The following is a 22,285-nucleotide window of genomic DNA, read 5'->3' on the forward strand; positions in this document are numbered from 1 at the left end:
AACAGATCCTTATTTTTGCACCACGATGTTTTCCTGCGAAGGATCAACGTGCTGCATCTGCAGCTTTTCGGTGGCGATCCGCTCAACGCGGCTGTGATCGCCAAGGGCGTTCTCTTCCAGAATCAAATTGCGCCATTCAATGTCCAGCGCATCGCGCTCCAGCACCAGCTGCTCTCGCTGGGCAGTTAACAGGCGCGTTTTATGCGTAGTGGTGACCACCAACACGGCAGAAACCAGTACAGCAATCAGCAACAGCAGTGGAATTTTGCCTTTGCGCAAAATATCCCCGGCGATAACGCCGGGTAGGCTGTGCCTTTCGTTGCCGATCATGCGTCGGTTCTCTCCGCGATGCGTAAAACGGAACTACGCGCACGGGGGTTCTCTTTCACCTCGGCGTCACCCGGTACCATCTTGCCCAGTAACGTTAACTGACGACCGCCCAGCGCATTGAGCTGCTGTTCGGTCATTGGCAGTCCACGCGGCACCTGCGGACCCCGACTTTGATCGCGCATAAAGCGTTTTACTAAACGGTCTTCCAGCGAATGGAAGCTAATAACGGACAAACGCCCTTGTGGAGCCAGGACCTCGACCGCGCCTTTCAGGGCGGTATCGATCTCTTCCAGTTCGCTGTTAATCCAGATCCGAATCGCCTGGAAGCTGCGGGTGGCCGGATGTTTAAACTTGTCTTTAATCGGCGTGGCCGCGGCGATCACCTCTGCCAGCTCTTTCGTGCGCGTCATTGGCTGTTCACGGTTGCGCTCGACGATGGCGCGGGCGATGCGTTTTGCAAAACGCTCTTCCCCATACGTTTTCAGCACAAATGCGATATCGGCTTCTTCCGCCTGCATTAACCACTCGGCGGCAGAGTGGCCCCGCGTTGGATCCATTCGCATATCCAGCGGTCCGTCGCGCATAAAAGAAAAGCCACGTTCAGCATCATCCAGCTGCGGGGACGAAACCCCCAGATCCAGCAAGATGCCGTCGATGCGCCCAACCAGTTCACGCTCTGCCACGTAGTCCGCCAGGGCGGAAAAAGGGCCGTGAACAATGGAAAAGCGCGGATCCTTTATCTCAGCCGCCGCGGCGATAGCTTGCGGGTCACGGTCAATGGCGATGAGCTTTCCGCTGGCGCCAAGCTGCGCCAAAATTAAGCGTGAGTGACCGCCACGACCAAAAGTGCCGTCGATGTAGATTCCGTCTTCCTTGATGTTGAGGCCATTAACCGCCTCATCCAACAGCACGGTGGTGTGTTTGTAATTTTCCTGCATAGCTATAGCGATAAATCCTGCAACCGCTCAGATAAAGGCGCCTGAGCTGACTGTTCTGCGTCAATATCTTCCCTGACTTGTTGATACCAGGTCTGTTCATCCCACAGTTCAAACTTGTTGAACTGCCCAACCAGCATCACTTCTTTGCTTAAATTTGCATGCTGACGAAGCGTATTCGCCACCAGTAAGCGGCCCGCATTGTCCATCTGACATTCACTGGCATGCCCCAACAGCAAGCGCTGCACGCGGCGCTCCAGAGGATTCATGCTGGAAAGACTCGCCAGCTTCTTCTCAATGATTTCCCAGGCGGGCAAGGTGTAGAGCAACAGGCATGGCTGGTGGAGGTCGATGGTACACACCATCTGCCCCTGTGATTCCTCGTTCAGCAAATTGCGATAGCGGGTTGGTACCGCCAGGCGTCCTTTGCTGTCGAGATTGACTAACGTTGCTCCACGGAACATGCCAGTCTCACCCCTCAATTACCCAATAACACCACTTTATCCCACTTTTTACCACAAAACGAGTTTAAGGATCGTAGGAAATCATTGTCAAGCCGGAGCGGCAGGTGAATATGATTATTTACCGAGGCGGGAATTAACGCTGGGAAGGTTTCAAAACGCCAAAAGATGATTAATCAAAATTAAACTAATGAATAACTGAATAAAAAAACCTGCCCCGAAACAGCATGGCTAAAATTAGCGCGCTTATTCCGGCCGAACGGCGGCGCGTCGTTTTGAGACAGGGGACGCATTTTAGGGGATTTCTTAAAGGATGCACAGCGGCACGCGCGCGGACGGGGGTTTTAAACAGCGGCTAAGTTGTAAGTAAACAAGAATGGTCTGTTAAGTTAATTTGTTAGCATAGATGATTAGCGCTGACGCTTTTTTACTTTGTAAGGAAAGAGTTTAAAAACAGCAGGTAATAGTCAGGGGCAGACGCATTGCTGCCCTGATTTTATTTAGAAATTCTGCTTAATTGTCCCCGCCGTAATAAATTACGACGAATTCGGGTTAAACCGGGTTTGGGTTTTCTGGGTTCATCTAAAGAAGCCAACACTAATTCCAGCACCCGTTCGGCGACATCACGATGACGTTGACCCACAGACAGGACCGGACATTCAAGAAAGTCCAGCAGCTCATGATCGCCGAAGGTGGCAATCGCCAGGTCGGCCGGTAAGCGGCCGTTACGTTTCAGCGTAACATCCATAACGCCCTGCAGCAGGCCAAAAGAAGTGGTGAAAAGCGCATCTGGCATTGGATGATTTTCCAGATAGGTTTCGAACAGGGCTGCGGAGGCAGTGCGTTCAAAACTGTTACAGTAAAGGTAATCTATCGGGCGCTCATCCCCTTTCCAGGCATCTCTGAAGCCCAGCTCGCGCAGAAAACTGACCGACAATTCAGGTAACGCGCCCATAAACAGCACATTACTGATTTTAAGCTGACGCAATTCAGCAGCCAGCGCAAAGGCATCATCCTGATCGGCACCCACCACGCTGGTAAAGTGTTCGCGATCCAGCGCCCGGTCCAGCGCAATAATCGGCAGCGGGTGATTAATCCAGCGCTGATAAAAAGGGTGCTCGGGCGGAAGCGACGTTGAAACGATAATCGCATCAACCTGGCGTTGCAGCAGATGTTCAATACAGCGCATCTCGTTATCGGGCTGATCTTCAGAACAGGCGATCAACAGCTGGTAGCCGCGCTGGCGGGCCTGGCGTTCAAGGTAGTTAGCAATACGCGTGTAACTGGTATTTTCCAGATCGGGGATGACCAGCCCAATCGAGCGCGTGCGACCGGCGCGCAGACCTGCCGCTACCGCATTGGGATGGTAATTGTGCTCGCGCACCACCGCCATGACTTTCTCAACGGTTTTGTCGCTGACACGATACTGCCGTGCTTTCCCATTAATAACGTAACTGGCCGTGGTGCGCGATACACCCGCCAGACGCGCAATTTCATCCAGTTTCACTGTAACCCCACCATTAAACAGGCTTAAGCTGATCGTTAATCCGCAGATAAGCTATGGACATCCTTTCTAGCACATCTAACAGCAGAAAAGTGCGCGTAGCAACCGCTTTTCCGATGGTTGGCTGTCTTACGCATTAAAAAGAAAAAACCCGGCATTTCGCCGGGTTGCAAATTTCGCTGAGGCTACCAGTGCGTCATTAACGCATAATGCGCTCACCACGAGACACGCCCACAATCCCCGAGCGGGCTACTTCAACAATTTCCGCCACTTCCCGGACGGTGTTCAAAAAGGCATCCAGCTTGTCGCTCGTCCCTGCCAGCTGAACCGTGTAAAGCGAAGGCGTGACGTCAATGATCTGTCCACGGAAAATTTCGGCGCTGCGCTTTACCTCTTCACGGCCATAGCCCGTTGCCTGAATTTTCACCAGCATAATTTCACGTTCAACGTAAGCGCCCTGCCCCAACTCCGTGACGCGCAGTACATCGACCAGCTTGTGCAGTTGCTTCTCGATCTGCTCCAGCACTTTCTGGTCGCCCACGGTCTGAATCGTCATGCGTGACAACGTAGGATCGTCAGTGGGCGCAACGGTGAGACTCTCAATGTTATAGCCGCGTTGTGAAAACAGGCCCACTACGCGAGACAATGCGCCGGATTCGTTTTCCAGCAAAACCGATAAAATGCGACGCATAATTATGTCCTCTCCGTTTTGCTCAACCACATTTCGTCCATACTGCCACCGCGAATCTGCATCGGGTAAACATGCTCGCTGCCGTCAACGTTGACGTCAACAAAGACCAGCCGTCCTGTCGCCAGGGTTTCCAGCGCCATGGCCAGCTTCTCTTCCAGCTCAGCGGGATGATTAATGGCAATACCCACGTGGCCATAGGCTTCTGCCAGACGAACAAAATCAGGCAGCGATTCCATATAGGATTGAGAGTGGCGGCCAGAATAGATCATATCCTGCCACTGCTTCACCATGCCCAGGAAACGGTTATTCAGGTTCAGCACCAACACCGGCAAATCGTACTGCAGTGCGGTAGAGAGCTCCTGGATGTTCATCTGAATACTGCCATCGCCCGTAACGCAGATGACGGTTTCGTCAGGCAGGGCCATTTTCACCCCCAGTGCGGCAGGCAGGCCAAAGCCCATGGTGCCGAGACCACCGGAGTTGATCCAGCGACGGGGTTTATCGAAGGTGTAATAGAGGGCGGCGAACATCTGATGCTGACCCACATCCGAGGTCACATAGGCCTCCCCGTTGGTGAGACGACAAATGGTTTCGATAACCGCCTGCGGTTTGATTTTGTCGCTGGTGCGATCGTATTCGAGGCATTGACGACCACGCCAGGTTTCAATCGACTGCCACCAGTCGCGCAGACTGTCCAGTTGCTGCTTCGCTTCGCTTTGGTCAAGCAGTTCGAGCATTTGCTGTAACGTCTGTTTGGCATCCCCAACGATCGGAATATCGGCCGCCACCGTTTTTGAAATGGAAGTAGGATCGATATCGATGTGCATCACGGTAGCGTTCGGGCAATACTTCGCCAGATTGTTCGTGGTGCGGTCATCAAAACGGACGCCCACCCCGAAGATCAAATCGGCATTGTGCATGGTCATATTTGCTTCGTAGGTGCCATGCATGCCAAGCATGCCTACGCACTGACGATGACTACCGGGAAACGCGCCCAGCCCCATCAATGACGTGGTAACCGGAATATTCAGGCGCTCGGCCAGCTGCAGCAGTTCGGCTTCGCACGAAGAGGTAATCGCGCCGCCTCCGGCGTAGATCACCGGCTTATGCGCTGCCAGCAACGTGTTTAACGCACGCTTGATCTGGCCCTTATGCCCCTGAATCGTCGGATTATAGGAGCGCATGCTCACTTCCTGCGGATAATGATAAGGCAGCTTATTGGCAGGGTTGAGAATATCTTTTGGCAGATCGATAACTACCGGTCCAGGACGCCCCGTGGATGCCAGCCAGAAGGCTTTTTTCAGTACCGTCGGGATCTCTTCGGTATTTTTCACCAGGAAACTGTGTTTCACCACCGGACGGGAAATACCCACCATGTCACATTCCTGGAAGGCGTCGTAGCCGATCAGGGATGAAGGCACCTGACCTGACAGAATAACCAACGGAATAGAATCCATATAGGCCGTCGCAATACCGGTGATCGCATTGGTTGCGCCCGGACCCGACGTTACCAGCACCACGCCCACTTCGCCGGTTGCGCGAGCCAGGCCATCGGCCATATGCACGGCGCCCTGCTCGTGACGAACCAGAACGTGATCAATACCGCCGACGGTCTGCAGCGCATCGTAAATGTCGAGCACTGCGCCACCCGGATAACCGAATACCTGCTTAACGCCCTGATCGATTAACGACCGGACGACCATTTCGGCTCCTGACAACATCTCCATTTTCTGCCTCCCGGCTTGAGGAACTGAATCTACTGACGACTGCTTTCCCGCTAGCCACATGCATCCTGCCCTGCTATTCGCCAATTAAGATCAAAACCTTATGTTTTTGCAAAGACAGCAGAATTCATTTCTGCTGTCCCGATACAGAGAATTCTGCTGGGTTATTTTTTCTAAGAGTAGGTCGATTACCATAACCGCAGAAAAACGGGCTGGCAAACGCCAAACGCCTTTTATTAAAGGGCGCAGGATACAAAGGCTCTGCTCGCCAACTTTGGCTTACGATTATTAAACTAAATACGTCTGTTAATAGCAGAGGAAAATGCTGGGATTGATATTTTTTCCAGCCGTATCTAAGAAATAAAAAAAACATATGATGCAGGCCTTCAGGCAGCCGTGTTTTGGTCGGGCACTTTTATGGCGTAAGTCTCTTATAAACGCGTCATGCACATTCGATTATGCTGCCTTTAAACAAAACCGCCTGGGTAAAATGATGCCATGACAGTAAATTATCATTATATTTCATTGCATTACTCCATCACCGCAGCCCTTCAGGCCCGGATCGTCGGCACTAAACGCCGCGCGTGCAAAGGGTCTCGTTTAATACTCTGCGCAGGCGTTAAATGTCAGAACATTTTTCTTTACTGTGACAAAAAAATAACCCTTCGCTTATGGTTGACATTGATTGGCGATTCCAGTACCAATAGAGGCAGCAAAAAATTCACGAGGTTTGAAACATGTCACGTTCTTTCCGTCTATCAGGTCTACTACTAAACGCAACTTATCTGCGCGGTAGACTTGTGGGCGAAATCAAACACTGATTCGAACCTGCTAAAAGTTAAAAACCCGCGCCTGTCGCGGGTTTTTTTATGCTCGTTGCAAGGCAAGAAACGCAAAAGGATGAACACGATGAGCCAGCAAGTTATTATTTTCGATACCACTCTGCGTGATGGTGAACAGGCATTACAAGCCAGCCTGAGTGTGAAAGAAAAACTGCAAATTGCGTTAGCGCTGGAACGTATGGGCGTTGATGTTATGGAAGTCGGTTTCCCTGTGTCCTCACCGGGTGATTTTGAATCCGTGCAAACCATTGCACGCACGATTAAAAACAGCCGGGTTTGCGGCCTGGCACGCTGTGTTGAACAAGATATTGATGCCGCCTACGAGTCTTTACGCGTCGCCGAGGCCTTCCGTATCCATACTTTTATTGCCACCTCACCCATGCACATTGCCACCAAGCTGCGCAGCACCCTGCCTGAAGTGATTGAACGTGCGGTGCGCATGGTGAAACGCGCCCGTAACTACACGGACGATGTGGAGTTTTCCTGCGAAGACGGTGGCCGTACACCGATTGACGACCTGTGCCGCATGGTCGAAGCCGCAATTAATGCCGGTGCCACCACCATTAACATTCCGGATACCGTTGGCTACACCTTGCCAAACGAGTACGCCAACATTATCAGCCAGTTAATTCACCGCGTGCCAAACATCGATAAAGCCATCCTGTCTGTTCATACCCATGATGATTTAGGTATGGCGACCGGCAACGCGATTGCTGCCGTGCAGGCTGGCGCGCGTCAGGTGGAGGGTACGCTGAACGGGTTAGGTGAGCGCGCCGGTAACTGCGCACTGGAAGAAGTGATCATGGCGATTAAAACCCGTCAGCAGATCATGAATGTTCACACCAACATTCACCATCAGGAAATTTATCGTACCAGCCAGATGATTAGTCAGATCTGCAACATGCCAATCCCGGCTAATAAAGCGGTGGTCGGTTCTAACGCCTTTGCCCACTCTTCGGGCATTCATCAGGACGGCGTCATTAAAAACCGTGAAAACTATGAAATCCTGACTCCAGAATCCATTGGCCTGCACAAAATTCAGCTTAATCTGACATCCCGTTCCGGCCGCGCAGCGGTAAAACATCGTATGGAAGAGATGGGCTACACAGAAAGCGAATACAATCTGGACTCCCTGTATGACGCTTTCCTGAAACTGGCGGACAAGAAAGGTCAGGTGTTTGATTACGACCTGGAAGCGCTGGCTTTCATTAATAAACAAAACGAAGAGCCTGAATTTTTCCAACTGAATGATTTCAATGTGCAGTCAGGCTCCAGTATCACGGCCACCGCGTCGGTGAATCTGGGCTGCGGCGAACAAACGAAATCAGAAGCGGCGACCGGTAACGGTCCGGTTGATGCGGTTTATCAGGCCATTAACCGAATTACCCAGTTCAACGCAGAGCTGGTTAATTACAAGCTGACGGCAAAAGGCCACGGCGAGAATGCGCTGGGTCAGGTTGATATCGTGGTGGGCTATAACAATCGTAAGTTCCACGGCGTCGGTCTGGCGACGGATATCGTCGAGTCTTCTGCCAAAGCGATGGTGAACGCATTAAACAACATCTGGCGAGCCAAACAGGTCGAGAAAGAGTTACAGCGCAAGTCTAAAGATCAGAAGGAAACGGTGTAATCATGTCAAACTCTTCACATATCGCAGTACTGGCGGGCGACGGAATCGGCCCGGAAGTGATGGCCCAGGCTATCAAAGTATTGGATGCGATTCGTCAGCGTTTTAACCTGCGTATTACCACCAGTGAGTACGACGTCGGTGGTATCGCCATTGACCGTCACGGCGAACCCTTGCCACCGGCTACCGTTGCAGGCTGCGAACAGGCCAACGCAATCCTGTTTGGATCGGTAGGTGGCCCTAAGTGGGAGCACCTGCCCCCGGCCTCTCAACCCGAGCGCGGGGCGCTGTTGCCGCTGCGTAAACACTTTAAGCTGTTCAGCAACCTGCGTCCTGCGGCGCTCTACAGCGGCCTGGAAGCATTTTGTCCCTTGCGCAGCGATATCGCAGCACGCGGTTTCGATATCCTGTGCGTACGTGAACTGACCGGCGGCATTTATTTTGGTCAGCCGAAAGGACGCGAAGGCAGCGGCCCGCACGAGCGCGCTTTTGATACCGAAGTCTATCATCGTTTTGAAATCGAACGCATTGCGCGTCAGGCTTTCGAGTCCGCTCGCAAGCGCCGTAATAAAGTCACCTCTGTCGATAAAGCTAACGTGCTGCAAACATCCGTTATGTGGCGGGAAATCGTGAACGAGATCGCGAAAGATTATCCCGATGTTCAGCTGAGCCACATGTACATCGACAACGCCACCATGCAGTTGATCAAAGATCCTTCTCAGTTCGACGTGCTGCTGTGCTCTAACCTGTTTGGCGACATTTTGTCAGACGAGTGCGCGATGATCACCGGCTCAATGGGCATGTTGCCGTCCGCCAGCCTGAGCGAAGACGGTTTTGGCCTGTATGAACCGGCTGGCGGCTCGGCGCCGGATATCGCCGGGCAAAATATTGCTAATCCCATTGCCCAGATCCTGTCACTGTCGCTGCTGCTGCGCTACAGCCTGAATGCCGATGACGCCGCCGCCGCTATTGAGCGCGCCATTAGCCGGGCGTTAGCGGAAGGCTATCGCACCAAAGACCTGGCCGGTGACGGCCCTGCGATCAGCACAGATGAGATGGGCAGCATCATTGCCCGCTTTATCGCCGAGGAAAAATAATAAAATGAAAACCTTATACCAGAAGTTATTTGATGCACATGTCGTTCACGAAGCGCCGAATGAAACACCGTTGCTCTATATCGATCGTCATCTGATTCATGAGGTGACTTCGCCACAGGCCTTTGATGGCTTGCGTGCCCACGGTCGTAAAGTTCGTCAGCCTTCAAAGACGTTTGCCACCATGGATCACAACGTGTCCACCCAGACCAAAGATATTAATGCTTCGGGCGAAATGGCGCGTATTCAGATGCAGGAACTGATGAAAAACTGTGCCGAATTCGGCGTGCAGTTGTATGACCTGAATCACCCGTTCCAGGGCATCGTGCATGTGATTGGGCCAGAGCAAGGCATGACGTTGCCCGGCATGACCATTGTCTGCGGCGATTCCCATACGGCGACGCACGGTGCCTTTGGTTCACTGGCCTTTGGTATTGGTACGTCAGAGGTTGAGCATGTTTTTGCCACGCAAACCCTGAAACAGGGCCGTGCCAAAACCATGAAGATTGAAGTGACAGGTACGGTTGCGCCGGGCATTACGGCGAAAGATATCGTACTGGCGATTATTGGTAAAACCGGCAGCGCAGGTGGTACCGGCCACGTTGTTGAATTCTGTGGCTCGGCGATTGAAGCGTTGAGCATGGAAGGCCGCATGACGCTGTGCAACATGGCTATCGAGATGGGCGCAAAAGCCGGTCTGGTCGCCCCGGATGAGACCACCTTCGCTTACCTGAAAGGTCGCCAGTTTTCACCTCAAGGTGAAAAATGGGAGCAGGCCGTTGAGTACTGGGGCACGCTGAAGTCCGACCCAGGCGCTAAGTTTGACCGCGTGGTGACGCTGCATGCGGAAGAGATTGCACCGCAGGTGACCTGGGGAACCAACCCCGGCCAGGTGATCGCGGTGGATGCGCAGATTCCCGATCCGGCTTCGTTTGCCGATCCGGTCGAGCGTGCCTCTGCGGAGAAAGCGCTGGCTTACATGAATCTGCAACCCGGCATCAAACTGACCGATGTCAGCATTGATAAAGTCTTTATTGGCTCCTGCACAAACTCACGCATTGAAGATCTGCGTGCCGCCGCCGCGATTGCCAAAGGGCGTAAGGTCGCGCCTGGCGTTCAGGCACTGGTGGTGCCGGGTTCAGGCCCGGTTAAAGCACAGGCCGAAGCGGAAGGGCTGGATAAGATCTTTATTGAAGCAGGATTTGAGTGGCGCCTGCCCGGCTGCTCAATGTGTCTGGCCATGAACAACGACCGTCTGAACCCCGGCGAGCGCTGTGCCTCAACCAGTAACCGTAACTTCGAAGGCCGCCAGGGCCGTGGCGGACGGACGCATTTGGTTAGCCCGGCAATGGCCGCCGCTGCCGCCGTTAATGGCCATTTCGCCGACATTCGCAGCCTGACATAAGGACACCATCATGGCAGAAAAATTTACCCAACATACTGGTTTGGTGGTTCCACTGGACGCCGCTAACGTCGATACCGATGCCATCATTCCAAAGCAGTTTTTGCAGAAAGTCACCCGCGTAGGCTTTGGCGCCCACCTGTTCAATGACTGGCGTTTCCTGGACGATCACGGCCTGGAACCCAATCCGGACTTCGTTCTCAACTTTCCGGAGTATAAAGGTGCTTCTATCCTGCTGACGCGGGAAAACTTTGGTTGTGGTTCGTCACGTGAGCATGCGCCCTGGGCACTGACCGATTACGGCTTTAAAGTGGTGATTGCGCCCAGCTTTGCCGATATTTTCTATGGCAACAGCTTCAACAACCAGTTGCTGCCGGTTACGCTGAGCGATGAGCAGGTGGAGGAGCTGTTTACGCTGGTGAATGCGCATCCGGGTATCCGCTTCGAAGTGGATCTGGAAGCGCAGGTCGTGAAAGCGGGCAACAACACCTACAGCTTTAAGATTGATGACTTTCGTCGTCACTGCATGCTGAACGGGCTGGACAGTATCGGCCTGACGCTGCAGCACGAAAGCGCGATCTCGGCTTACGAAAGTAACCAGCCTGCCTTTATGCGTTAACGCGTAAATAATGTAACCAGCCCGTTCGGCTCTGCCGTTCGGGCTTTTTTTCATCTGGCAAAAACTGCGCTAAAACAATTAATCGCGATTTATTTTATTGCAGAACTCCTGTTATTTATTCAGCAACAACGTTGATATTTTGACTCGCATCATTTTCCTCTCAACTTTCCCTTCTCTTTTTTCACAAGACGTAAATGGCTTGCTGATTTAATTAATATCATTTTCATTTTTATGTTATTTGATCGTTAACTCCATAGAGCTCACCTATAGCTTGTAGAAAAAAAAGCATTATTTCCGCTCATTCCCCCTCGCTATCATCGCCACAGATAAAGATTAACGCAAAACACATCGAGATCGTCTCAGCCTGGCTGTCGGATCTTTTGTGGAGACTCTGTATGCACGCTTATCCTCACCTGTTTACCCCGCTCACAATCAACGGAATGACATTAAAAAACCGTGTCATCATGCCGCCAATGGGCACCAACCTGGCCAGTCTGAATGGCGAAGTGTCTCAGGAACAGCTTGATTACTATTCACTTCGCGCCAGGGGCGGCACTGGGCTCATTACGATTGAGAATATTTGTGTGGATTTTCCCTTCGCGTCGAACGGCACCACACAACTGCGCATTGATAATGATCAGTATATTCCTGGCTTATACAAACTTACCGAGACGTTGCATAAACATGGAACCTGTGTCGCCATCCAGTTAAACCACGCCGGTGCATCAGCCTATGCCTATCGCCTCAATGGGGAAATGCCCATTTCCGCCTCCGCGGTCCCCTCCAAAAAGAATGGTAATATTCCCCGTCCGATGACACATGAGGAAATATATCGGGCGGTTGACAAATTTGGCGACGCAGCAGAACGCGTCAGACGCGCCAATTTTGACTGCGTAGAGATTCATGCCGGTCACTCTTATTTAATCAGTCAGTTTTTATCTCCACTGTTTAATCAGCGTACTGATGAATTTGGTGGCAATATCGAGAATCGGTCGCGCTTTTTAACCCTGATTGTCGACAAAGTTCGGGCCTGCGTGGGACCGATGTTTCCCATCAGCCTGCGTATCAGCGCGGATGATTTCTTACAAGGCGGAAACACGCTGGAAGATTCGCTACACATTCTTGAACGTTGTCAGGAAAAGGTCGACATCATCAATGTGTCAGCGGCGCAGAATGACAACCTGTATTTACAGATAGACCAAATGTCTCAAGAGGATGGCTGGAAACGCTATCTGTCACGTGCCGTTCGCACCAGATTTAATAAGCCCACCGTTGTCGCAGGCAATATTCGCACCCCGCAACTTGCTGAAGACATTCTTGCTCAGGGTGACGCGGACCTGATCGCTATTGGTCGTGGGTTGATTGCTGAACCGGATTGGGTACAAAAGGTACAGAGTGGGCATGAGGAGACGATGCGTAAGTGTATCTCATGCAATATTGGATGCGCCGACCATCGCATCGCCCGCTCTCTTCCCCTTCGCTGCTCAATTAACCCCGATATCATCCATGGCGACGCTTATAAGCAGCGCCAGGTCAAGCGACCGACGCGTGTCGTCGTGATCGGGGCTGGCACGGCAGGCATCGAAGCCGCCTGCACCGCCGCAGAGGTAGGGTGCAAGACCTGGCTGTTCGAAGCCAAAAACCATATCGGTGGGCTGGCTGTCGAGATCGCACGATTACCCGAAAAAAAACGTATTGCCGATTTTCCGCAATTCCTGCGCAACCGTATGGCCCGGCTGGAGAATTTGCAACTGCATCTGGGACAACAGGTTCAGCCCGAGCAGCTTGAGGTTCTGCGTCCCGACTTAATTGTTAATGCCACGGGCTCTGTCCCCCTGCTGCCGCCCATTGCGGGATTACATGAGACGATCGACCGCCCCGGCAGCGTCGTGTTCACGATTACGGGCATGATTCAACACCTGGATACATTCAGCGCGCTGCAAGGCAAACGTATCGCCGTGGTCGGCGGCGGTGCCGTTGGACTCGATGTCATCGAGTATTTTGCCACCCGGGGCGCTGAAGCAGTACTGATTGAAATGCAGAATTCACCAGGACGCGACCTCGACATCATCACAAAGAGTGCCATGTTAGCGCTGCTTGAACAGCACCAGGTAGAACAACACATGGACACGCAGCTCATTGAGGTCAAACCCGATCGCTTCCGCGTTAAAAACGCCCACCACACCTTCGACATCGCCTTCGACTACGGCTTTATCTGTCTGGGGATGTGCCCCAACCGCAGCGGTTTCGAGGCCGTTGAGCGCTGGGCCACCGCCAGACATATCAAAATAATGAACATCGGCGACAGCCTGAAAGCCCGGCGAATTATTGATGGTGTACGCGAAGGACGCAACGTACTGGATGCCCTGGAAGAGACTGGCGCACTGGGCAGCCACGAAGCGACAAGCATTCCACTTTTAACTTACTGAGGACACTATCATGGCAGAACGTATTACCGGGCATACCGAGCTGATTGGGCTGATCGCCACCCCCATTCGCCACAGCATGTCGCCAACCATGCACAACGAAGCCTTCGCGCACCTTGGGCTGGACTATGTTTATCTGGCTTTTGAGGTCGGCACTGCGGAACTGGAGAAGGTGGTGCAGGGTTTTCGTGCACTGAAGCTGCGCGGATGCAATGTTTCCATGCCCAATAAGACGGAGGTTTGCCGCTATCTGGATACGTTGTCTCCCGCAGCACAGCTTGTGGGCGCGGTGAATACTGTCGTCAATGATAACGGCGTGCTGACCGGGCACATCACGGATGGGACAGGTTATATGCGCGCCCTCGCTGAAGAGGGCATCGATATTCTGGGCAAAAAGATGACGATTCTGGGCGCGGGCGGTGCGGCAACGGCCATTTGCGTTCAGGCCGCCCTGGATGGCGTTAAGGCGATCTCGGTCTTTAACCAACGCGATAAATTCTTTGCAAATGCCCAGGAAACCGTCGCGAAGATTCGCGCCCATACTGACTGTGAGATTCACCTTTTTGACCTCGACGACCACGATCGTTTGCGTGCTGAAATTAACGACAGCGTTATTCTGACCAATGCGACCGGCGTCGGCATGAAACCCTTTGAAGGACAGATGCTGCTTCCCGACGAGAGCTTCCTGCGTCCTGAGCTTATTGTCTCCGATGTGGTCTATATCCCACGTAAAACACATTTGCTTGAGACGGCCGAGAAAAAAGGCTGCCGTATTATTAACGGTCTCGGCATGATGCTGTGGCAAGGCGCAAGCGCGTTCGAAATCTGGACGGGAAAACCGATGCCGGTTGATCACATCAAAAACATCCTTTTTTGAGGATGGCTGAGATGAAAAACAAGTATATTCCCACCGCCGCCGGGCTGTATCTCAATTACCTCATTCATGGCATGGGCGTGCTGGTCATCACTCTCAACATGGCTAACCTGCAGGCACAATGGAATACCGATGCGGCGGGCGTATCGATTGTGATTTCCTCACTGGGCATTGGCAAACTGATTACCATCGTTACCGGTTTTCTGTCGGATCGTTTTGGCCGAAAGCCTTTTGTCTATTTTGGCATCATCAGTTACGTGGCCTTTTTCATCGGTATCCTGTTTACCCGGGATATTTACACGGCCTATTTCTTTGGCGTGCTGGCAGGAATGGCTAACAGTTTCCTTGATTCTGCTACCTATCCGGCGCTGATGGAGGCCTTTCCGGACTCCGCCAGCCGCGCTAACGTGCTGATAAAAGCGTTTGTCTCCGCCGGACAATTTTTATTGCCGTTTATCATTAGCCTGCTTATCTGGGCGGATTTGTGGTTTGGTTGGTCATTCGTGCTGGCAGCAGCCTTAATGACGATGAGCGGAATCTACCTGATCAAAATGCCGTTTCCCGATCACCGGGTACAGAAAGTCTCGGAAACATCAGCCAGCGTGACCGCGCCACCGCGTAGTCGTCTGTATCAGCTGGATATGGTTGTGTTCACCTTTTACGGCTATATCAGCATGGCGACGTTTTATCTGGTGAGCCAATGGCTGGCACAGTATGGGCAGTTTGTCGCGGGCATGCCCTACACCGCATCGGTGAAGTTACTCAGTATCTACACGGCAGGATCGCTGACCTGCGTATTCGTCACTGCGGTCATGGTGAAAAAAGTGTTGAGCTCAGCCATCGCGATGGTCTTTTACACGTTCCTGTCGGCCCTCTCACTGCTGATCGTCTGCCTCTATCCAACGCCACTGATTGTTACCGGTTTTGCGTTCGTATTTGGGTTTGCGGCCGCGGGCGGCGTTATGCAACTGGGTGCAACGATTATGGCGATGAGTTTTCCACAAGCGAAAGGCTTTGCGACAGGCGTGTTTTATACCGCCGGCAGTCTGGCCAGCTTTACCATCCCTTTATTTACAGCGCATCTCTCACGAACCAGTATCGCCAGCATCATGTGGTTTGATCTGATTATTGCGGTGACAGGTTTTATCCTTGCGCTTTATATCGCTTCCCGCCAATTTCAACGTCATTGTGCGGAAACACGCCGTCAGTCCGCTACAGCGGCTAGTTGAACAGTTAAAACAGGAATGACTATGACTCAAACGGTTAGGGTTAAAAAAATCGTCTTTCAGGCAGGGCAAACGCGGCTTTGTGTGCCCTTGACAGGCCGCACTCGCGAGGAGCTTCAGGCCAGAGCACAGTTACTGACTTCCGCACAGGCAGACATTATCGAATGGCGCGTCGACCACTTCATCGAGGGTAAAGACGAGAAGCAAGTCTTGCTGGCGCTGGCCGACATTCGTCAGCAACTTGGGGAAACGCCGCTGCTCTTTACCTTCCGCAGTAAAAAAGAAGGTGGCGAAATGGACATCAGTGATGACCAATACTTCGCGCTCAACCACGCGGCCGCCTTAAGCGGGCTGGCTGATGTGATTGATATTGAGTTGTTTAACGATGAGTCACGCATCCGTTCGCTGGTAAGCGAGGCGCATAACGCAGGTGTTAAGGTCATTATGAGTAATCATGACTTTCACCAAACGCCCGCGAAGGAAGAGATCATTTACCGGTTACGTCGCATGCAGGATTTAGGTGCAGACCTGCCCAAGATTGCCGTAATGCCTCAAACACCTCAGGATGTGCTGACGCTGCTGTCTGCGACCCTGTTAATGAAAGAGCACTACGCAACGCGGCCGCTTATCACGATGTCGATGGGAAAAATGGGCGGAGTCAGTCGGGTCACCGGACGCCTGTTCGGTTCCGCAATGACGTTTGGCACCCTGGGCCAGTCCTCGGCACCAGGGCAAATCGCCGTTACACAACTGCGGGAGATGATGGAGACGCTTTCCTAGCGGCGGACATGCCCAAAGCCGCGCTTTGGGCATGTTTCCTGGCGACATCACTGTGAGTAATAATAAAGTTTTTTAGCCTCAGCGCCGCCGGTGAAAGCATTTTTGTTTTAATTGTCGCCAGACAAATATAACGCGGTGGAAGCGAATTTTTGATCGTCAGGATATGGAGATTGTAGTGCGTGAGCGCCGCAATTCTTGGCATGATGGCAATACCATAGCCGATACTGACCAACCCGGCCATTGCTAAATCCTCTTCCACATAACAGGCAATATCCGGTGACAGCGTTTGCTGGTGAAAGATGTCGTCAATAAACGGACGTAGCCCACTACTTTCTGAAAAATAGACATAGGGATAATGGATAGTTTCCGCTAAATCAACGTCGCTTTCGTGAAGACGCGCTAACGGATGATCTTTCGCTGTCACTACCACTAATTCTTGTTCAATAACCGGGATAAATTCAATATCAGGATCGTCGCCAATCCGCGAACAGATGACCATATCAACCTTATCCGCTTTGAGTGACTGCAACAACGCAACTGACGTCCCCTGTTTAAAAGAGAATGTCACATCATTATGACGAAAGTGTTGGGAGTAATTGTTGATAATTTGCGGAATAACATATTCCCCCATTGTATAGATAAATCCAATTCGGATATTTTCCCGGCACAGAAGGTGATTGTTTTTTAGCCTCTCCCTGCCATTTTCCAGTGCCGACAGTGCTGTCTCAACATAGGGTAAAAAACATTTCCCACTTTCACTAATCCTTACATTTCTGCCCTGACGGAAAAAGAGTGAAACGCCTAACTCCTTTTCTAACTCAGCGATAGCATGGCTAAGAGAGGGCTGGGTGATAAAAAGACTGGATGCCGCTTCCGTGTAATGCTCCGTTTCTGACAGGCGTTTAAAATAATAAAGTTGCTTGAGGTTCATGGCATTTGCCTTTGAATGAAAAGTAAATCTGCTATCGCTACTTTATCACCGTTAAAAGGACTAATTATGTACTCAGGTCAAAATTAATGACGCTTAAAAAATGCTATAAAGAAACAAAAAAATTAGCAATATCAGACTATTTTTCAATGTAAAAAAAACATCAAAAAATAGTTTAAACTTCAGGGATACATCATGGAAAAGTTATACAATGAGGAACACGCTGGCAGGCGCACGCCGAAAAATAAACCCACGAAAGTCAGAATAATCATTCTGCTATTAATATCCGCTGGCACAATGATTAACTATCTTGATCGGACAATTTTAGGCATCGTTGCGCCAAAAATCACCCGCGAACTTGAAATCGATCCCGCTATGATGGGCGTGGCTTTTTCTGCCTTCGCCTGGACGTATACGCTGGCACAAATCCCCGGAGGGATGTTTTTAGATCGCTTTGGTAACAAACTGACCTACGCCCTTTCCGTGCTGTTTTGGTCGATTTTCACTCTACTGCAAACATTTACTCTTGGGCTCAAGTCTTTGATCTTCCTGAGACTGGGGCTGGGATTGAGCGAAGCACCCTGTTTTCCGGTTAACAGTCGCGTAGTGGCAAAATGGTTCCCGCGTCATGAACGTGCCCGCGCCACCGCAACCTATACCGTCGGGGAATATATTGGTCTGGCGGCTTTCTCGCCCTTACTCTATCTCATTCTGGAGTATCACGGCTGGCGCAGCCTTTTTTTTATTACCGGCGGAGCCGGTATTCTGTTCACGTTTATTTGGTGGCGACTTTACCATGAGCCTGAAGCATCCCAAAAAGCCAATCAGGAAGAAATTGATTACATTATCAATAATGAACCCATTGAAACATTAAAAAACACGCCCTTTAATTGGCCCGATGCCAAACGTTTACTCTGCTGCCGGCAAATTATTGGCGCCAGTCTCGGACAATTCGCTGGAAATACGACCCTGGTGTTTTTTCTGACATGGTTTCCCACCTATTTAGCGAAAGAACGGCAACTGGAATGGCTTCAGGTGGGCTTTTTTTCTGTATGGCCATTTATGGCTGCCGCTGTAGGCGTTTTCTTTGGCGGGTGGCTCTCAGATAAACTGTTGAATGCAACAGGATCTATTAATCTGAGCCGAAAACTTCCGGTTATTAGCGGCCTGGTGCTTTCCGGCACGATTATTGCGGCTAACTGGATGAGTTCAGACAGCGCCGTTATCATCGTTATGTCCATTGCCTTTTTTGGACAAGGCATGGTCGGTCTGGGCTGGACAATAATCGCAGATATTGCCCCGGCTTCTATGGCAGGACTCACTGGTGGTATATTTAACTTTTGCGCCAATATGGCTTCGATTTTAGCGCCCCTGATTATCGGCATTATCATTTCAATGACAAGCAGCTTTTTTTATGCGCTCGTGTATATCGGTATCACTGCGGTGATTGGCTTAGTCGCCTATATCTTTATCATTGGCGATATTAAGCGGATTGTGCTCTAAAGCACCGTTCCCCCGGCACTGTTCTGCCGGGGGAACGTGCTTATTAAACGTCTTTAACGTTGCGTATCATTCCCAGCGTCAGTAAAGCAATCGCGGCGATCACCCAGTACACGCTGCCGTGACCAAAATGTTCAACCAGTATGCCCTGAAATAACCCCGCCAAAATAATGCCGGTCGAAATGCTGTTGGTAAACAGGGTTGTGGCTGCGCCTGCCCGCCCCGGCATCAGATCCTGAAACCACAACATTCCAATGCCCGCGACAACGCCGATAAACAGAGCGTTGAACACCTGCAGGACCAGCAGCGCCAGGTGACTGTGAAACAGAATCAGGCCGCTGTAAAACACAACGGCGGAGGCCACCGCGCCCACCATCATCTTTCGCTTACCCCAACGTTTGGCATAGAAACCGGCCAGGATCATGACCGGGATTTCCAACCCGGCGGCCGTGCCCATTAAGAGACCGGCAAGCTTTTCGGGCAGGCCCAAATCGTTGCTGATCCACAGCGGCATATCGATAATGTACATGGTGTTACAGGTCCACATCAGCGTTGATGCGGCAAACAAAATGCGCACGTCACGAATCCGCCAGCCGCTCAGGGGGATCCCGCCCGACTGCATCAGGGAAGCCGCACGCGGCACCGAGGGCACGGTAAACCAGATCAGCAGGAAACAGAGAAAAAACAAGCCGGCCGCCACGCTGAACAGCGTAACGAAACCAAAATTCAGCGCCAGCGCAAACGACAGCGGTGGCCCAATCACCCACGCCAGCGACACCTGAGCGCGCATAATGGAACTGAACATCACCACTTCGCGCGAGGAACTGTCGGCATATTCTCGCGCCAGCGCAAAGAGCTGCGGCATGGCGACGTTCGCCAGCGACGATAACAGCACGCCCAGCGTTATCAGCGTCAGGTAATGGCGGGTAAACGCGAACAGTATGGCGTTTGCCAGGGCAAGGATACAGCACACTAAGATGATATTCCGCCGATCGCCAACGCTGTCGGAGCGCTTTGCGATCATCATGCTGACCACAATGCCGGCGATGGCATTGATGGTAAAAAACAGCCCGACCCACAGCGGTGGCACCTGTACTTCTCGCGATAAAAACAGGCTCAGCGTCGGCGCCTGCAGCGCACCGGCCACGCCGAGGATAAAGGCGGTCACCATAAAAGCCAAAAAGACCGGATTGAAACGGCGCGAGAACGATAACAAAGATTTCATGCCTTATCCCTGACAGAACAACGGGAGAAACGGGAACAATGGAACCCCGACCCAAACCTACAACGTAAAAAAAACCAGCAGAATAACCCTGCTGGCGAAATCGTAACACACTACTCAGAAGGGACAGACATCGCTGCCAGTCCATGTCAGAGCGCCATTCATTACTGAATGCCTCCCGCTCTTCCAATACAGGAAAGATTGCCTCTAAAATGGGGTAAGAAAAACAGAGCACCTTTATCAGGGAGTTCCTCTTTTATGTCGTCATCACGTCTGAAGCAGCAGTTCATTCGTCTGTGGCAAAATTGCCAGGGACAACCACAGGAAACAACCCTGGGCGAACTGGCTGATTTGCTGCACTGTTCGCGTCGCCATATGCGAAACCTGCTCAACAGAATGCAAGCGGCTGGCTGGCTCACCTGGCAGGCCGAAGCCGGACGGGGCAAACGTTCCCTGATGACCTTCTGCTACACCGGGCTGGCGCTGCAGCAGCAGCGTGCCGAAGATCTTCTGGAGCAGGATCGTATCGATCAGTTAGTCCAGCTGGTGGGGGATAAAGATCAGGTCAGACAGATGATCAGCGCCCACCTGGGGCGGAGCTTCCGCCAGGGCAAACATATTTTGCGCGTCCTCTATTATCGCCCTCTGCTGAATCTGTTACCCGGTTCGCCCCTGCGCCGTTCGGAAACCCATATTGCCCGCCAGATCTTTAGCGGCCTGACGCGCATAAATGAGGAAAAGGGGGAAATCGAGGCCGATATCGCCCATCACTGGCAGCAAACATCCGATCTCCACTGGCGCTTTTATTTACGTCCTGCCATTCGTTTTCATCATGGCCGGGAGCTGGACATGGCCGATGTGATCGCAAGCCTGGAACGCCTGCGTCAGTATCCCCTGTTTTCTCATATCCAACGGCTCGACTCACCGGCCCCCTGGACCCTGGATATCTATCTGGATCAGCCCGACAGCTGGCTGCCCTGGCTGCTGGGCAGCGTCAGCGCCATGATTCTGCCACGGGAATGGCCTGAAATTCGCGATTTTGCCCGTCAACCTGTGGGAACAGGTCCTTATCGGGTCGTCCGTAATCAGCACAGCCAGTTGAAGATAGAAGCGTTTGACGACTACTTTGGCTATCGCGCGCTGATCGATGATGTGTCGGTGTGGGTACTGCCAGAGATCAGTGACGAGCTGGTTTATGCAGGGGTTCGCCTGCAGGGCGAAAAAGCCGATGAGAAACAGGAAGAGAGCCGGCTTGAAGAAGGTTGCTACTATTTACTGTTCGATCAGCGTTCAGAAAAAATGGCCGATCGAGACATTCGACGCTGGCTCAGCGACCTGCTTAACCCGATTGCACTCCTCAATAATGCGGGCAGGGGTTATCAGCGCTACTGGTTCCCGGCTTACGGCCTGCTACCCCGCTGGCACCATCGCCGCGATCTGACCCCAGTGGACAAACCGGCGGGCCTCACGAGCCTGACGTTAACCTGGTATAACCAGCATATTGAGCATGTCAGTATTACGGATGCCTTACGTCCGTTGCTGGCAGAACAGGGCGTTACGTTGAACACCCGGGAAGTCAGTTACGAAAGCTGGCATCAGGGCGAAGGCGAGAGTGATATCTGGCTGGGCAGCGTCAATTTTACCCTGCCCCTCGAATATTCCCTGTTTGCCCTGTTATACGAAACGCCGTTGATGCAGCACTGTCTGCCTGTTAACTGGCAGCAGGATGCCACGCGCTGGCGTGAAAAAACGCTCTCCCTCGCTGAATGGGGTAAATATCTGGTGGAAAATAGCTGGCTTCATCCGCTGTTTCATCACTGGCTGCTGCTGGAGGGCCAGCGCAGTATGCGCGGCGTGCGGATGAATACATTGGGCTGGTTTGATTTTAAATCCGCCTGGTTTGCCCCGCCTACGCTGTGAGCCTTTCCCCTTGCGCATTTAATGACTAGAATGTGGCGTTCTCAACGGGGTGCCCCTTTCCACAGTGTCAGGGCGCTGAGAAATACCCGTCGAACCTGAATCGGTTAATACCGACGTAGGGATTTGAGAGGTTGTTTTGCTCAGATCCTTTGCGACTCAACCCTGCCGCCCTAGGAGCGC

The 22,285-nt window shown here is 52.1% G+C and carries 19 protein-coding genes and 1 riboswitch; of the genes, 11 read left to right on the forward strand and 8 right to left on the reverse strand.

Annotated features, from left to right (window positions below; genetic code table 11):
• Positions 1-9: 9 nt before the first annotated feature.
• The 6 genes from ftsL to ilvI all read right to left on the reverse strand — a co-directional run bounded on the left by ftsL (position 10) and on the right by ilvI (position 5,648).
• On the reverse strand, positions 10-330 hold the full coding sequence (gene ftsL / locus PAGR_RS17885) for a cell division protein FtsL (protein ID WP_013024606.1): 321 nt from the start codon (positions 328-330) through the stop codon (positions 10-12).
• On the reverse strand, positions 327-1,268 hold the full coding sequence (gene rsmH, locus PAGR_RS17890; RefSeq protein WP_014606590.1) for a 16S rRNA (cytosine(1402)-N(4))-methyltransferase RsmH: 942 nt from the start codon (positions 1,266-1,268) through the stop codon (positions 327-329). Before rsmH ends, ftsL begins: the two co-directional genes overlap by 4 nt.
• 2 nt (positions 1,269-1,270) lie before the next feature.
• A complete protein-coding gene (gene mraZ, locus PAGR_RS17895) occupies positions 1,271-1,729 on the reverse strand; it encodes a division/cell wall cluster transcriptional repressor MraZ (protein WP_014592911.1) in 459 nt (152 codons plus the stop codon).
• A 493-nt stretch (positions 1,730-2,222) separates the two neighbouring features.
• Entirely contained in the window at positions 2,223-3,233 is a 1,011-nt protein-coding gene (gene cra / locus PAGR_RS17900) for a catabolite repressor/activator (protein ID WP_014606591.1), read from the reverse strand.
• Positions 3,234-3,429: 196 nt separating this feature from the next.
• Positions 3,430-3,921, reverse strand: a complete 492-nt coding sequence (gene ilvN / locus PAGR_RS17905; protein ID WP_014592909.1) for an acetolactate synthase small subunit — start codon at positions 3,919-3,921, stop codon at positions 3,430-3,432.
• 2 nt (positions 3,922-3,923) lie between these two features.
• Positions 3,924-5,648: an acetolactate synthase 3 large subunit gene (gene ilvI / locus PAGR_RS17910; protein WP_014606592.1), complete on the reverse strand. Its 1,725-nt coding sequence runs from the start codon at positions 5,646-5,648 to the stop codon at positions 3,924-3,926.
• 734 nt (positions 5,649-6,382) lie between these two features.
• Here ilvI and leuL point away from each other — a divergent pair.
• From leuL to aroD, 9 genes are all read left to right on the forward strand, one after another.
• Positions 6,383-6,466, forward strand: a complete 84-nt coding sequence (gene leuL / locus PAGR_RS24390; protein ID WP_109707008.1) for a leu operon leader peptide — start codon at positions 6,383-6,385, stop codon at positions 6,464-6,466.
• 88 nt (positions 6,467-6,554) lie between these two features.
• Positions 6,555-8,117 (forward strand): 2-isopropylmalate synthase, encoded by a 1,563-nt coding sequence (gene leuA, locus PAGR_RS17915; protein WP_014606593.1) that lies wholly within the window; start codon positions 6,555-6,557, stop codon positions 8,115-8,117.
• Positions 8,118-8,119: 2 nt separating this feature from the next.
• Complete coding sequence (gene leuB / locus PAGR_RS17920; RefSeq protein WP_013024599.1) at positions 8,120-9,211, forward strand: 3-isopropylmalate dehydrogenase; 1,092 nt, start codon at positions 8,120-8,122, stop codon at positions 9,209-9,211.
• 4 nt (positions 9,212-9,215) lie between these two features.
• The gene (gene leuC, locus PAGR_RS17925) at positions 9,216-10,613 is read left to right on the forward strand and encodes a 3-isopropylmalate dehydratase large subunit (RefSeq protein WP_014606594.1); all 1,398 of its coding nucleotides are present in this window, start codon (positions 9,216-9,218) and stop codon (positions 10,611-10,613) included.
• A gap of 10 nt (positions 10,614-10,623) precedes the next feature.
• The gene (leuD, locus tag PAGR_RS17930) at positions 10,624-11,229 is read left to right on the forward strand and encodes a 3-isopropylmalate dehydratase small subunit (protein ID WP_013024597.1); all 606 of its coding nucleotides are present in this window, start codon (positions 10,624-10,626) and stop codon (positions 11,227-11,229) included.
• A gap of 395 nt (positions 11,230-11,624) precedes the next feature.
• The gene (locus tag PAGR_RS17935; RefSeq protein ID WP_014606595.1) at positions 11,625-13,658 is read left to right on the forward strand and encodes an oxidoreductase; all 2,034 of its coding nucleotides are present in this window, start codon (positions 11,625-11,627) and stop codon (positions 13,656-13,658) included.
• A 10-nt stretch (positions 13,659-13,668) separates the two neighbouring features.
• Positions 13,669-14,532, forward strand: coding sequence for a shikimate dehydrogenase (locus PAGR_RS17940; RefSeq protein WP_014606596.1), 864 nt, complete (start codon positions 13,669-13,671; stop codon positions 14,530-14,532).
• Between the two features lie 11 nt (positions 14,533-14,543).
• Positions 14,544-15,758 carry an MFS transporter gene (locus PAGR_RS17945; protein WP_014606597.1) on the forward strand — a complete coding sequence of 405 codons (1,215 nt, stop codon included), beginning with the start codon at positions 14,544-14,546 and terminating at the stop codon, positions 15,756-15,758.
• Between the two features lie 21 nt (positions 15,759-15,779).
• Positions 15,780-16,535 carry a type I 3-dehydroquinate dehydratase gene (gene aroD, locus PAGR_RS17950; protein WP_014606598.1) on the forward strand — a complete coding sequence of 252 codons (756 nt, stop codon included), beginning with the start codon at positions 15,780-15,782 and terminating at the stop codon, positions 16,533-16,535.
• On the opposite strand, the gene PAGR_RS17955 is transcribed toward aroD, so the two are convergent.
• Positions 16,498-17,466, reverse strand: a complete 969-nt coding sequence (locus PAGR_RS17955) for a LysR family transcriptional regulator (protein WP_014606599.1) — start codon at positions 17,464-17,466, stop codon at positions 16,498-16,500. The genes aroD and PAGR_RS17955 overlap by 38 nt on opposite strands.
• A 192-nt stretch (positions 17,467-17,658) precedes the next feature.
• On the opposite strand from PAGR_RS17955, the gene PAGR_RS17960 reads away from it, so the two are divergent.
• Entirely contained in the window at positions 17,659-18,966 is a 1,308-nt protein-coding gene (locus PAGR_RS17960; protein WP_014606600.1) for an MFS transporter, read from the forward strand.
• Between the two features lie 43 nt (positions 18,967-19,009).
• Here PAGR_RS17960 and PAGR_RS17965 read toward each other — a convergent pair whose 3' ends face one another.
• On the reverse strand, positions 19,010-20,188 hold the full coding sequence (locus PAGR_RS17965) for an MFS transporter (protein WP_013024590.1): 1,179 nt from the start codon (positions 20,186-20,188) through the stop codon (positions 19,010-19,012).
• A 255-nt stretch (positions 20,189-20,443) separates the two neighbouring features.
• Here PAGR_RS17965 and sgrR point away from each other — a divergent pair, with 255 nt between their 5' ends.
• A complete protein-coding gene (sgrR, locus tag PAGR_RS17970) occupies positions 20,444-22,105 on the forward strand; it encodes an HTH-type transcriptional regulator SgrR (protein ID WP_014606601.1) in 1,662 nt (553 codons plus the stop codon).
• Between the two features lie 35 nt (positions 22,106-22,140).
• A riboswitch (TPP riboswitch) is annotated at positions 22,141-22,245 on the forward strand.
• Positions 22,246-22,285 lie beyond the last annotated feature (40 nt).

The sequence above is a fragment of the Pantoea ananatis PA13 genome, from assembly GCF_000233595.1.
In the GTDB taxonomy this organism is placed as follows: Bacteria; Pseudomonadota; Gammaproteobacteria; order Enterobacterales; family Enterobacteriaceae; genus Pantoea; species Pantoea ananatis.